The following is a 12165-nucleotide window of genomic DNA, read 5'->3' on the forward strand; positions in this document are numbered from 1 at the left end:
ACCAGCGAATCAGCCCGCCGGGCAGCACTACCGGGCTGGCTCCACGAATACAATCACCACAGGCCCCACACCGCCATCGGAGGCAAACCACCCATCACCCGGCTAACCAACCTCCCTGGGCAGTACAGCTAGAGGGCATGAGTGATCGCGCGAAGTTTTGTAGCCGGCGCCACAAGGAAGCCGCGAAACAGACCCGGGCTCAGCCCACGCCGGAGCCAGGACCACGGACGGCACCCTGCTCTGTCTGTGGGACCACCGTGCCTGTAAGGGCTCGACGGGGAGCTGCGCCGAAGTACTGCGCCGAGCATCATCCGAAGCAGCCGTGCGCAGGCTGCGGGAAGACCCTGCGCCATCGCGCGGTATCGCAGTTCTGCCGAGGCTGTCAGAGCGCGCGACGCCGGCTCGTCGCTCCGGCGCAAACGTGGACCCGCCTCTGCGACGTCTGCGGCGCCATCTTCGAGGGCTCACCCTCCACCAACCTCTGCGACACCCACAACCACACGAAAGAGGACTGACCATGAGCACCGACCCCACCCCCACGACCACCCAGTTCAGCACCGCAAGGGACGCGGTTGCACTGGCCCGCCTCGTACTGGCAGGCGATGACACGGGAACGCACGAGATGATCCAATCGCTGCTCAACGACCCGGCATCGATCCCAGGCGTGCTCTATGGGCTCAGCGGAATGATCGCGCACGCGCTTCCGGAGGGCGCCGATCCGTCCGTGTTCTTCCAGGGAGTAATCAGAATGCTCGATACCGCTGAAAACGACGCAGCGGGCTGTTAATCTGAACGTAGCCGATCTGCCGGCGCTCTAACTCCATCCGAGGCCCGCCGCCTCTGGAGTCCGCCTGAGCTAGCCGAACCGATCTGCCGTTCACACGGATAGCTCCGCGTAGAGCGCGCACCTAATCGCATGGGTGCCCACTGACTCCGCCGGCTACTCCTCAACGCACCCTTCACTTATCGGCACGCCCCCTTCGGCGTCGCCAGAACAGGATTTGTCATGAGCAAGCGAGATCGTCGTAAAGCACTACTGGCCGAGGCTCGGACCCTCATGGAGAAAGCAGCCGGCACCGGCGGGCTTGCCTCGGAGGACGTCACCCGGTCGCAGGCAATCCGGACCGAGGTCGAGGAACTGAGCAAGGCCATCGAGTCTGAGGACGGCGCACGCGAGGCACTGAAGTCGATGGTCTCCGACGACCTCGGCACAGACTCGGCTGGCACGAAGGCCGTTTCCCTCGGTGGAGGCGCGTCGAGCACATCCGCGAAGTCCATCATGGCCGAGGTCCAGGAGAAGGCCGGCACCGGCTCCTTCAAGGCCGTTACAGCTACAGGTGGCAGCGTCACCGTCCCCGTGCACCAGGGCGTAGCCACTATGTCCCAGTCGAACTATCTCCTCAGCAACCTGGTGACGATCTTCCCCGCCAACGGTGAGGATGGCGACGGGGTGTCCTATCTCCGCCAGATCGGGCGCACCCTCGCCGCCGCGACGGTCGCGCGCGGCGCGGAGAAGCCCAATTCGTCGCTCTCGTTTGAGGGCGTCACCGACGCTTTCGCCACCGTCGCGCACCTGGCCGAAGTGCCGAACCAGTATCTCGAGTCCTTCGGGAAGTTCGCTCAGATCATCGAGTTCGAGATGCTGTATGGGATGGCTCTGGGCCTCGATGACCTTCTCCTCAACGGAGGCACGGACGAGAACGGCGAACCCGTTACCGGGCTCCTGGGCCTGTCCGGCGTGAAGGTCCAGGCGTTCGTTACGGACAAGCTCCTGACCCTGCGCCGAGCAGTCGGTCGCATCCAGAGCGAGGGCACACAGCCAACCGCTATCGTGCTCCACCCGGACGACTGGGAGGAGATCGAAACGACGAAGATCACTGACCAGAGCTTCCTCCTGGACGGCACGCCCACCAGAGCAGGCCAACCGTCCCTCTGGGGCGTCCCGGTGCAGCTCGCGCCGTCCGTAGGCGTCGGGAGGGCAGTCGTCGGGGCTTTTGACGCCTCCACCATTGGGCTCGCAAACCGTGGCGGAACCCGTCTGCAGTGGAACCCCTTCAAGCTCGACCACCTGAACCAGACCGTCCTACGCGTCGAGGGCCGCTTCGTGCCCGTGATCGCGCGGCCGGCATCATTCGCAGTCGCCCAACTATCTTCCGTGGCTTGAGTCACCAGCGTGGGAGGTTAGCCGCACACTGGCCTCCCACGCGCGACTCGTGCGCGCGAGAGACTGAACTCACCTAGTATCGTCGGCGCGGTGCCATAGAGTGAGTGCCTAAGGGAAAGGGGCCAGTTGTGGAACGCACGCTCACGGAATCCCCGTTATCCAACCACGGGATCTCCGAGTATGCGGAGCGAGTGGGAAGACACCACGGGATCTACTCCAACGAAGGACAGGCAGACGTCACGCGCCTGGTTGAGGTTCTAGGCGGGCGCGTCGATGTATCGGAGTCGTTCTTCGCCCAGGAAGCACTGACGGTTCACGGTCAGGGCGATTTCCTCGTTCATCTTCCGCCGATGACTTCTAATCGTCGAGACCGATTTACGATTGCGCACGAACTGGGGCACTACTTTCTCCACTATCTTCAACCTGGAATGACAACGCCGAAAAGCTTTTGGCGCGGCGAAAGTAATCGCGGCGAAACGCAGGCTAACGTCTTTGCCGCCTCGCTTCTCATGCCGGAAGACTTTTTCAAGGCGGCGTTCAGTCGCTGTGGGCGGGACTGGTGGGCCTTGAGCCAGATCTTCGGAGTATCTCCGCGAGCAGCAGAGGTTCGAGCGCAGGTGCTTGGACTGTAAATTGGCATCTAAACACAGCATTCCAAAATCCAAACTTTTTGTGTCTTGCGATCTTGTCGGCTCTACACACTTCAAACAAACAGAGCCCGGCTGGCAGAAGATCTTCCTCAGTTTCTACTGGGAATTTCCCCAGTTTATTCATGAGGCAAATCGGGTACAGGCTGAGATTGACGGAGGGCAAACTGCCTTCCGCCTCTGGAAGGCAGTGGGCGACGAACTAATCTTCGAAGTCCTCGTCGGGGATGAAGCCGCGGTCAGTCGCGCGGTCCGCGTCTGGATTCGCGCCATCGATGAGTACGAAAAGCAGGTTCTCATCGATCGGAAGCTAGCCCTCAAAGGAGGAGCCTTCATTGCTACCTTCCCAGGGCCGGACAGTGAGTCAACAGTGCCTATTGACCCCGGGGAGGGCCAATCCGACGAGCCGGTAGTTCATCAGAACGCCAAGGCCCTGTCCGGCCAGCGGGCGCCAACAAAGTACCTTTACGACTATTTTGGCCCAAGTGTTGATACTGGATTCCGAATCTTCGGACATTCGAGCCGCAGATACTTCACGCTTTCGGTTGAGGTTGCTTGGGCTATCAGCTTGGCCGCTCACTCGGCGGCGGGCCAAAAAGTAGGATTCGAAACTCACACGACAAAGGATTTTGTGTTTCGCGGAGCACACGTCTTGAAAGGCGTTTGGCGAGCTAGGGAATACCCCATTTTTGCCATTGACCGAGAATCGAGAGACGCGGTGAATGAAGCTGTTTCCGCAATGAATGGCAGCGCTATCAGTGCGTCAAAGATCATCGATGTTTGCCATGCATGCGCCACGGATGAAAATTGGCCGTTTTCGCTGTACCTTCCGAATTCAACAAACGAAGCTTTTCAGGTCGAACCTGAAGACGCCATGGCAGGTCTCTATCACTCCGAGCCCACCCTCGAAGGCGCCGAAACGGTGGATCGTGTCAGCCTACGAGCGGGCGAAGATTTGATACCCGCTAACACCCCGCTTGGTTAGACGCATTGAGTGATGACAGCGCCACGGCGCTCAGATTAGCGGGTCAATCTCGTGACGGGTCAACCTAGACGCGCTGTGATCGCAGTACGCACGAGCTAGGGGTCGATCCACGCATCACGGACCGCGCAAGTAGAGTTACAGCTCGATTTTATTCGGCAACATTTTGGCAACATTTGACCCGGAAGCCGGGTGATTGACGAGGATTTTTAGTGATGAAGATCCGCGCAATTCCGAGGTTTTTGATCCAGACCTGCACCGCCAAAAGGTTTCGAATCCCTCATCTGCCACAGCAAGGAAAGGCCGGTACCTCCGCTAGAACTAGGGGAGGTACCGGCCTTTCGCGTTCAAGCCCTGAGGGGCTCATACGCGGCCCGGACTCAGAATTCGAACTCGTCCGGTCCGGCAAGCACCTTGAATTCGTAGCGCATCTGTCTCGTAATCCTTCTGACGGCAATCGAGGCCCTGCGCAGGATGTTCATCATTGATACCAGTCCTCTCACCTCTCGTTGACGAGACCAGAACCAGTTATACGGCAGCCACCTCGGAGCATCATGGGAGCGGACGCTGTCGACCCGTGGCGGGGATGCGTGGTACTGCAGCCCGGTCACCCTGCTCTTTCGCTCAGTTTCTGCTGAGCTTTGGCCCGCGAACCCTCCGCATCGTGGGGCGCGTGGAACGATGAACCCGCGCCCGCAGGGGGTGCACATCATTCTGGGGATGACATGAATATCAGACACGGGCTCGTTTCGGCCCTTCTTGCAGGACTCCTGGTCACGACGATCGCAGCGCCGGTGGAGGCAGGCGCCACCTACACGACGAACCTCCGCGCCGCCGTGCGCGCACTGCCGGTGGCGACCCAGAACAACGCGGGATACGACCGCGACCGCTATTTCGGCGACTGGATCGATCAGGACAAGGATTGCCAGGCTACGCGGGCCGAGGTGCTGATCACGGAGAGCAGGGTGACTCCGACCTTCACGACGGCGAAGCGCTGCACCGTCGCGACCGGTCGCTGGGTCACGAGCTGGGACAATCGTGTCCACACGTCAGCGAAAACGGTCCAGATCGACCACACCGTGCCGGTGGTGGAGGCATGGGGGTCCGGTGCCAGGAGGTGGACGCAGGCACGTCGCGTCGCCTTCTACAACGACCGCGGGTACTCGGGAACGCTGAACGCACAGACCACCCTCCTGAACCAGCAGAAGCAGGCCAAGGGGCCCGAGGCCTGGGTCCCACCGGCCAACGTCTGCCTGTACGTGGCGCAGTGGACCACCGTGAAAGCCCGCTGGGGCATGAGCGTGGACACGAAGGAGAAGGCCGCACTGATCCGCTACGCGGACAAGTGCGCACCGATGCAGCTCACCATCACGAGAGCCTGATCGCAGGAGCGGGTCACGCCGGGTTGCCGGCTGCGCGTGACGGCGAGGGCCGGCTCGCTCCGATCCTGCCGGCCCGCGGTGTTCCGAGGAGCACGCGGGAGAGCGGTGTCCGGTGGAGGACGAGGGCGATTCCCCAGGGTACGGCGAGAGCGAGGAGGAGCACCCAGAAGGGTCGCTCCTCCTCCGGGATCTCGAGCAGCCAGAGAACATAGGTGTGTGTCAGCACCACCATCAGGCACCCGGCGGCGAGGCTCGTGGAGACCGCATGGACCGCGGCCGGAAGACGGGTGAACACGCCCTCGAGGATCAGCAGCAGACCGGAGGAGATCAGGACGGCAGCGACGATGCCGAGGACGGGGGTACCGAACTCGCCGTACTTGATGTCCAGGGAAGCGGGCCGTCCGATGAGCGTGGGTACCAGGCCCGTCAGGAGACACAGGGCTCCGACGCGTATGGGCCACCTCACCCTGGCACGTATGTGGCGCAGCCCCTGCCCTGCCAGCATGAAGATCAGGGCCCCGCCGGAGACTCCGACGGACAGGGGAAGCAGCGCGAGGTCCTGGCCCACCGGATAGAGGGTGGCCGTGATCGCGATGATGGTCGTGATCCGCAGGGCAAGGGGCACCACTTCCAGCGCCCGGAAGGCGACGGCCGAGAGGAACAGGGCCGGCATGAACCAGTAGGCACCGAACGGTCCTGCGTTGAGGGAGCCACCGACCACCGGCAGGATCACCGCCTCCGGCTGGAACTGATCGCGGACGTTCAGCATGACGACGTGGATCAGCAGGGTCACCGCCAGCCAGGCGGCGTAGGGGACCATGATGGTCCGCAGCCGCTTCCCGGCCTCCGCCCTGACTGCCCCGCGGGCCCCGGGTTCACGCGTCTTCCACAGGTATCCGGAGAGCAGGAAGAAAGCCGGCACGTGCCAGGTGTAGAGCCACGCATCCACGAGGGGGCCGGACCAGACGTGGCCCGCGACGATTCCGACCACCGCGACCACTCGAAGGGCGTCGATGGCGCCGGAGCGGGTGGCTGCGCCCGTCTGCGCTGGTCTGTCGAGGGTAGCCAAGCGTTTCCTCCGCGGTCGGTATCTCTGCTCCAAGGGTAAGTCGGTCCTGCGCGACCCGCTTCGGGGATCTCCCGGCCGACCGCAGGGTACAGTGTCGGCGCGGTCCGGCCGAGTCGACCCCCGCCCAGATCCTCGTCGACGAAGTGTCGGTGCACCTGCCTACAGTGGATGTGGAATGTCAGGGGAGGGCAGGATCACCACCAGCACGGAGACACGCATCGGGTGGCTCGACAGCCTGCGCGGCGTCGCCATCCTTCTCGTCGTCGTGCTCCATGCCGGCGAGGCCGTGCGGGTCGCCGTCGGGCCGACGCCGGCGGTCGATGGGGTCAACCTGTTCCTCGAACCGTTCCGTATGCCGGTCCTCATGTTCCTGTCCGGGATGCTGCTCCCGAAGTCCGTCGCGAAGCCGGGGCGGGAGTACTTCGCCGGGAAGGCCTCGATGGTGGCGTGGCCCTACCTGCTCTGGTCCGTCATCATCCTCGCTGCGAGTGGGGATCTCACGCCCGCGTCTGTGATCCAAATCCTCTACCTCTCGCCGACCTACCTCTGGTACCTGTGGTTCATCCTCGTCTTCTACGTGATCGCCTACCCCCTGCAGCGCGTACCGCCGCTGGCCGTCGCCGCCGTCGGACTCGCGATCTCCTTCATCCTCCCGGACGCGAGCCGTCCGGAGACGATGGCCTTCCTCGCCGCCTTCTTCTTCTTCGGCGCCTGGTGCGCCGCGAACCCGCAGCGCACGGCCCGGGTGCTCACCCGGCCATGGGTCGTCGTGCTGGGCGCGGGAGCAGCCGCTGCCGTGGGCGTACTCAACCTGGGGGGCCAGGAGGTGCTGTACCGGGCTGAATACGTGTGGGGCGTCGCCGGCGGGCTCGCCGTGCTCTGCTGGGCATTCCCGCGACTGGCGGAGAACCGGGTGACGGCGGCGCTGGAGTTCGTCGGACGATACTCGATCGTCTTCTACGTGGCGCATCTCGGCCCGATCATGATCGGGCTCGCACTCGCCGACGCCGTCGGGTTGACGGAGGCGTGGTACCTCCTGCCGGTGCTCCTGCTCGTCGGGGTCGGGATCCCGCTCGGGCTGGCCTGGGTCTACTCGACGAGGAAGCACGCGTCCGTCAACCTGCTGTTCGAACTGCCCGCGCTGAAGCGGCGGCCGCGGGACCGGGTACGCCGGTCCCGGTTCCGCCGGTCGAGGGCCTGACCTCCGGTCGTCGGACGTCCGAGGACTCCCAGGCGTGGTGCTACAGGCTGTGCGGACCCACCTTTGCCCGTGTCCTCACCCGGGTCAGCGTTGTGGTGAGCAGGAAGTCCTTGGCGGGTCCCGTCACGTCCCAGCAGTACTCGATGCGATCACTGCTCCGGACGGCGAAATCCACCCGGTAGGTGTCCGGGTCGCACGCGTGCTCGTCGCGGGCTCCTCCGGTCGTGAGATCCAGGCAGCAGAGCACCCGCCCGTCCTCGAACCGCACCTCGATGGCCGCCCCGGTAGTCCTCAGAACCCGGTAGGAGCGCGACGCCGGTCCCTCGAAGGACGGCCACCGCACAGTGCCCTGCTCGGCCCACTGCAGGCCTTCCTCGTGATCGGGAGTGAAGGTGGTGGTCCCCGCGAATGTTCCGGCGACACCGGCGGCCCGATCCAGCAGACGCCGCTGCGCGGTCCAGGAGCCGGCGAGGAAGCCCAGCGGGTCGGTGATGCCGTGACGTGCGGCGTCGTTCATGGATTCCCCTCCGTGGTCGGCACCTGCCACGCTAACCCGCGACGCGGGCAGGCGCCGATTATCATTCGCGCCGACGTAATGTTAGGCTACCTAACTATGACCTCCTCGACGGATCCTCAACTGCTCGCCCTCGCGCAGTCCTTCCGGACCACCCTGCGGCACGCGGTGTATCTCAGCCGCTCGATGGACGGCGAGGCCGAGATCACCACCACGCAGATGAGTACGCTCAGCATGGCTGCCGAGCAACCGATCCGGGTGAGTCGCGTCGCGGCGAACCTCGGGATCAGGGTGCCGTCCGCCACGGAGCAGATCATCAAGCTCGAGCAGGCCGGGCTCGTCAGCCGCGGGCAGGACCCCACCGACTCCCGGGCGGTTCTGGTCCAGCTCACGGAGCGGGGACGGTCGGCCTGGGAGGACGCCAGCCGGCTCCGGAACGAGCGCGTCGCGACCCTCCTGGCCCAGCTCGACGACGACGACCGCGCGCGGCTCGCCGCCGCGCTGCCGGTCATCGAGAAGCTGAACCACGTCGTCTGAGCAACATCATCTGAGCAACATCGCGCGCCGCCGACCTGAGGGACGCCGCGTGCGCGACCCGACCTCCACCGCAGAGGAGTACCCGCCGTGACCACGCATGCCACCCCCGACCCCGTGCTGAGCGAGGAGAAGCAGTCCTTCTTCCGCCAGCCGAAGGCCGTCTGGGCGACGGCCCTCGCCGCCGTCTTCGCCTTCATGGGCATCGGGCTCGTGGATCCGATCCTCCCCGCCATCGCCGAGAACCTCGACGCCTCGCCCAGCCAGGTGTCGCTCCTGTTCACGAGCTACTTCCTCGTGACGGCGGTCGCCATGCTGGTCACGGGTGTCATCTCGTCCCGCGTCGGCGGGAAGAAGACGCTGCTGCTGGGGCTCGGCCTGATCGTCGTGTTCGCCTCGCTCGCCGGACTGTCGGGCGACGTCGCCACCCTCGTCGGTTTCCGCGCCGGATGGGGGCTCGGCAACGCCCTGTTCGTGGCGACGGCGCTCGCCGTGATCCTGGGCGTCGCCAGCGGTGGAACGGCGACGGCGATCATCCTGTACGAGGCCGCGCTCGGCCTCGGCATCTCGCTCGGTCCGCTGCTCGGTGCCCTCCTCGGCGGGTGGCAGTGGCGTGCGCCGTTCTTCGGTACGGCGGCCCTGATGGCCGCGGCCTTCATCGCGCTCACCATCCTGCTGCCGGCGACGCCTGCTCCCGCCACGAAGACCTCGCTGCGTGACCCTCTCCGCGCCCTCGGCCACCGCGGCCTGCGGACCACGGCGTCCAGCGCCCTGTTCTACAACCACGGCTTCTTCACCATCCTCGCGTTCACCCCGTTCGTCCTGGGCATGGACGCCTACGGGATCGGGGCGGTGTTCTTCGGCTGGGGTCTCATGGTCGCCGTCTTCTCGGTCCTGGTGGCACCCCTGCTGCAGCGGCGGCTCGGCACCACGCGCGTCCTGCTCCTGACACTCGGTGCCCTCGCGCTCGTCCTCGTGGGGCTGACCCTCGCTGCCGAGCGTTCGGTGACGGCCGTCGTCGTGCTCGTGATCGTCTCGGGCGCCCTGCTCGGCGTCAACAACACGCTCTACACCGAGCTGGCCATGGGCGTCTCGGACGCGCCCCGCCCCGTCGCGTCGGCCGGCTACAACTTCGTCCGCTGGCTGGGCGGTGCACTCGCTCCCTTCGCTGCGACGACGCTGGCCGAGCTCTACAACCCGCAGACCACCTACGCGGTCGCGGCTGTCATGGTGCTCGTAGCGGCCGCCGTGGTCTTCATCGGCAGGGCGTCCCTGACGCATGCTGCGGAGGTCGGCGAGTAGGGGCGGGAGGGACCCTGCAGCGAACGACGGCGTCACTCAGCGAGGATCGACGTCGTCGCCGAATCCTCCTTGCCGTCGTAGAAGCGGTCGAGAACGGCCCTGAACCACGGCTCCTGCGGCGCTGCACGGTCGAAGAGCGTCATGGACGACTGCAATTTGCGGGCATCGATCCCTCCGAGGACGGCAACGGGGTCGTTCTCCTCCACAGCGAGCACAGCGTGAACACACTCGAGGAGCCGCGGGCCGAGGACGGGGTGCTCCAGGTAGTCGATCGCTTCGGCCAGCGAGGAGATGGCGTAGCGGCGCGAGGTGGGGCTGCTTCCCAGCCCGGCGATCTGCGGGAAGACGAACCACATCCAGTGCCCTGTCTTGTGGCCTGCGCGTAGCTCGGTGAGGGCCTGGTCGTAGGTGCCGTGGGCGTCCTGCGCGTCGACGAACCGGGCAAGGTCGTAGGGGTCGGTGGTCATGCGGGCCTCCGTGGGAGTGGGGAATCTTCATCGGTAGCGAACAGGCCTGACATAGTCCGCGGCCCTCGCTAGCCTAGAAGGATGTCGACAATCAATATCACCGAGGCAAGCTTCCCGGAAACCATCGAGGGCAACGACATCGTGTTCGTCGATTTCTGGGCCGAGTGGTGCGGACCGTGCAAGCAGTTCGCGCCCGTGTACGATTCCGTGTCGCAGCAGCACGAGGATGTCACCTTCGCGAAGGTGGACACCGAGGCCGAGCAGTCCCTCGCCGCGGCCGCGGGCATCACGTCGATCCCCACGCTCATGGCGTTCCGCGAGAAGGTACTCGTGTTCTCACAGCCCGGAGCCCTGAACGCCTCCCAGTTCGGCGAACTGGTCGACGCCGTCAAGAGCCTGGACATGAAGGCCGTGCACGAGCAGATCGCCCAGCAGCAGGAGCCGGGCGGCACCGCGCCCAGCGAGTAGCAACCACAGAGACGACGAAACCCCGCACTCCTCGAGTGCGGGGTTTCTCTGCTTCTGATCGGAAGGCAGGCAGAAGGCAGTCGGACCTCAGGTCTGCTGATCCGAGCGGACCACCTCGGCGGGCTTGGCCAGCAGGGCGCTCAGCGACTCGCCGAGGTCCTGGACGGCGGCACCGCGAAGGTGCGCGTCGAGGAGTTCGGTCGACTCCCACTGCTCGGTCAGGGTGATCCGGTCCTCCTGCGCATCGGTGATCTCGTACTGGATGCATCCCGGCTCCTGCACCACCTGTTCGATGGCGATATCGAGGGCGAGTTTCACACGGAAGAACTCGCCGTCGAGCGGGGTGAATACTGCGGTGACGTCTACGGGTCGGCTCATGCTTCCCACCCTAGCGGCGGCACGGGTGCGCCGCGCATCCGCGCCTCGCCCCATGGCAGCCGCTACCGGCTGCGGTGGTCCTCGGGTGAGAGGCGCGGGCCGAACGTCGGCTTCCTGAAGCCGCTCGAGTACAGCGACCGGACCACGCGCTGCCGCTGCCCCTGCCACGGCTTCAGGAGTTCGATCATCCCCGCGTCGTCCGTCCTGCGGCCTGTGAGCGCCGCACCGACGTACGCGGCGAGATGATAGTCACCCACGGAGATGGAGTCGGGGCAGCCGTGCGTCCGTTGCACCACTTCCGCAACGGTCCACACGCCGATCCCCGGAACGGACCGCAGCCCTGAGCGGACGGCGTCGCCCCCGGGGAGCGCGGCGAGGCGCTCGAGGCCGCTCGCCACCAGGGCGCACCGGAGAATGGTCGAGGACCGCTTGGAATCCACCCCGGCCTTGTGCCAGTCCCAGGACGGGACCCGGCGCCACTGCCCGGCGGTGGGCGGGAGCCGCAGCCCGGCAGGTGCCACCTCGCCCGCTCCGGGCGCTGCGTCACCGTATCTCGTGAGCAGGTAGCGCCACGCGCGCTTGGCCTCGATCCCGGTGACCTTCTGCTCGAGGATGACCCGGGCCACGGTGTCGAGCATGCGGCCCGATGCCGGCAGGCGCAGGCCCGGGTTCAGGTATCTGCCCTTCCGAGCCAGCTCCGGGAGGGTCGCGCGGAAGTCCGCGGTGTCGAACGCACTCCAGTCGTCGTCGGCTCCGAGCAGCCGGGGCAGGGCGGCGAGGGCCGGGACCGCTCCGGGACCCCACGCCGTCGCCCGGACGCGGCTCTCGGTGAGGGAACCGCGCTGTCGGAGCAACAGGGTGACGGGGCCCTCCACGGTGCGGAAGGCCAGCCAATGATCGGGCCCCTGGACGAGGAAGCTCGGGTCGTGCGCCCCGCACTGCAGCGTGCCGATGGTCCGCGCGAGGTCGTAGGGGCCGGCCGGCACCCACTCCGTCGTGTGCGCGTCCGACGGGACGACGGCGGGGGCGATGCTCATGCGTCCATCGTGCCACGGTC

General features: G+C 65.7%; 15 protein-coding genes. 10 read left to right on the forward strand and 5 right to left on the reverse strand.

What is annotated here, in order from left to right:
* The 6 genes from FJV46_RS02770 to FJV46_RS02795 all read left to right on the forward strand — a co-directional run.
* Positions 1-132, forward strand: a 132-nt coding sequence (locus tag FJV46_RS02770) for an integrase core domain-containing protein (protein ID WP_140995570.1), incomplete at its 5' end; no start/stop codon positions are given.
* A 385-nt stretch (positions 133-517) separates the two neighbouring features.
* Positions 518-787 (forward strand): hypothetical protein, encoded by a 270-nt coding sequence (locus FJV46_RS02775; protein WP_087030269.1) that lies wholly within the window; start codon positions 518-520, stop codon positions 785-787.
* A 219-nt stretch (positions 788-1006) separates the two neighbouring features.
* On the forward strand, positions 1007-2164 hold the full coding sequence (locus FJV46_RS02780) for a phage major capsid protein (RefSeq protein ID WP_087030266.1): 1158 nt from the start codon (positions 1007-1009) through the stop codon (positions 2162-2164).
* A gap of 128 nt (positions 2165-2292) precedes the next feature.
* Entirely contained in the window at positions 2293-2796 is a 504-nt protein-coding gene (locus FJV46_RS15380; protein WP_197715695.1) for an ImmA/IrrE family metallo-endopeptidase, read from the forward strand.
* Positions 2786-3796 (forward strand): hypothetical protein, encoded by a 1011-nt coding sequence (locus tag FJV46_RS02790; protein ID WP_126130634.1) that lies wholly within the window; start codon positions 2786-2788, stop codon positions 3794-3796. The genes FJV46_RS15380 and FJV46_RS02790 overlap by 11 nt, the downstream gene beginning before the upstream one ends.
* Positions 3797-4518: 722 nt before the next feature.
* Positions 4519-5175: an HNH endonuclease family protein gene (locus FJV46_RS02795; RefSeq protein WP_087030263.1), complete on the forward strand. Its 657-nt coding sequence runs from the start codon at positions 4519-4521 to the stop codon at positions 5173-5175.
* 13 nt (positions 5176-5188) lie between these two features.
* On the opposite strand, the gene FJV46_RS02800 is transcribed toward FJV46_RS02795, so the two are convergent.
* A complete protein-coding gene (locus FJV46_RS02800; RefSeq protein WP_158250102.1) occupies positions 5189-6244 on the reverse strand; it encodes an acyltransferase family protein in 1056 nt (351 codons plus the stop codon).
* 175 nt (positions 6245-6419) lie between these two features.
* On the opposite strand from FJV46_RS02800, the gene FJV46_RS02805 reads away from it, so the two are divergent.
* Complete coding sequence (locus FJV46_RS02805; protein WP_158250103.1) at positions 6420-7445, forward strand: acyltransferase family protein; 1026 nt, start codon at positions 6420-6422, stop codon at positions 7443-7445.
* A gap of 40 nt (positions 7446-7485) precedes the next feature.
* Here FJV46_RS02805 and FJV46_RS02810 read toward each other — a convergent pair whose 3' ends face one another.
* Positions 7486-7962, reverse strand: coding sequence for a DUF6314 family protein (locus tag FJV46_RS02810; protein ID WP_104150490.1), 477 nt, complete (start codon positions 7960-7962; stop codon positions 7486-7488).
* Between the two features lie 96 nt (positions 7963-8058).
* On the opposite strand from FJV46_RS02810, the gene FJV46_RS02815 reads away from it, so the two are divergent.
* Both FJV46_RS02815 and FJV46_RS02820 read left to right on the forward strand, forming a co-directional pair.
* Positions 8059-8496 (forward strand): MarR family winged helix-turn-helix transcriptional regulator, encoded by a 438-nt coding sequence (locus tag FJV46_RS02815; protein WP_232008471.1) that lies wholly within the window; start codon positions 8059-8061, stop codon positions 8494-8496.
* 87 nt (positions 8497-8583) lie between these two features.
* Positions 8584-9795, forward strand: a complete 1212-nt coding sequence (locus tag FJV46_RS02820) for an MFS transporter (protein ID WP_232008469.1) — start codon at positions 8584-8586, stop codon at positions 9793-9795.
* A 32-nt stretch (positions 9796-9827) separates the two neighbouring features.
* On the opposite strand, the gene FJV46_RS02825 is transcribed toward FJV46_RS02820, so the two are convergent.
* Entirely contained in the window at positions 9828-10262 is a 435-nt protein-coding gene (locus tag FJV46_RS02825) for a DUF1810 domain-containing protein (protein WP_087030252.1), read from the reverse strand.
* An 81-nt stretch (positions 10263-10343) separates the two neighbouring features.
* Here FJV46_RS02825 and trxA point away from each other — a divergent pair, with 81 nt between their 5' ends.
* The gene (gene trxA, locus FJV46_RS02830) at positions 10344-10730 is read left to right on the forward strand and encodes a thioredoxin (RefSeq protein ID WP_087030250.1); all 387 of its coding nucleotides are present in this window, start codon (positions 10344-10346) and stop codon (positions 10728-10730) included.
* Positions 10731-10817: 87 nt separating this feature from the next.
* Here trxA and FJV46_RS02835 read toward each other — a convergent pair whose 3' ends face one another.
* Positions 10818-11108, reverse strand: coding sequence for a putative quinol monooxygenase (locus FJV46_RS02835; RefSeq protein ID WP_087030247.1), 291 nt, complete (start codon positions 11106-11108; stop codon positions 10818-10820).
* 62 nt (positions 11109-11170) lie between these two features.
* Positions 11171-12145, reverse strand: coding sequence for a DNA-3-methyladenine glycosylase family protein (locus FJV46_RS02840; RefSeq protein WP_087030245.1), 975 nt, complete (start codon positions 12143-12145; stop codon positions 11171-11173).
* Positions 12146-12165 lie beyond the last annotated feature (20 nt).

This window comes from Arthrobacter agilis (genome assembly GCF_006494655.1).
Classification (GTDB): Bacteria; Actinomycetota; Actinomycetes; order Actinomycetales; family Micrococcaceae; genus Arthrobacter_D; species Arthrobacter_D agilis.

Excerpts from the sequence above, each read along its gene's own strand:
- FJV46_RS02825 (WP_087030252.1), bottom strand. The coding sequence starts at position 10,262 with ATGACCACCGACCCCTACGACCTTGCCCGGTTCGTCGACGCGCAGGAC.
- FJV46_RS02810 (WP_104150490.1), bottom strand. The coding sequence starts at position 7,962 with ATGAACGACGCCGCACGTCACGGCATCACCGACCCGCTGGGCTTCCTC.
- FJV46_RS02805 (WP_158250103.1), top strand. The coding sequence starts at position 6,420 with ATGTCAGGGGAGGGCAGGATCACCACCAGCACGGAGACACGCATCGGG.
- FJV46_RS02835 (WP_087030247.1), bottom strand. The coding sequence starts at position 11,108 with ATGAGCCGACCCGTAGACGTCACCGCAGTATTCACCCCGCTCGACGGC.
- FJV46_RS02815 (WP_232008471.1), top strand. The coding sequence starts at position 8,059 with ATGACCTCCTCGACGGATCCTCAACTGCTCGCCCTCGCGCAGTCCTTC.
- trxA (WP_087030250.1), top strand. The coding sequence starts at position 10,344 with ATGTCGACAATCAATATCACCGAGGCAAGCTTCCCGGAAACCATCGAG.
- FJV46_RS02775 (WP_087030269.1), top strand. The coding sequence starts at position 518 with ATGAGCACCGACCCCACCCCCACGACCACCCAGTTCAGCACCGCAAGG.
- FJV46_RS02795 (WP_087030263.1), top strand. The coding sequence starts at position 4,519 with ATGAATATCAGACACGGGCTCGTTTCGGCCCTTCTTGCAGGACTCCTG.
- FJV46_RS02780 (WP_087030266.1), top strand. The coding sequence starts at position 1,007 with ATGAGCAAGCGAGATCGTCGTAAAGCACTACTGGCCGAGGCTCGGACC.
- FJV46_RS02840 (WP_087030245.1), bottom strand. The coding sequence starts at position 12,145 with ATGAGCATCGCCCCCGCCGTCGTCCCGTCGGACGCGCACACGACGGAG.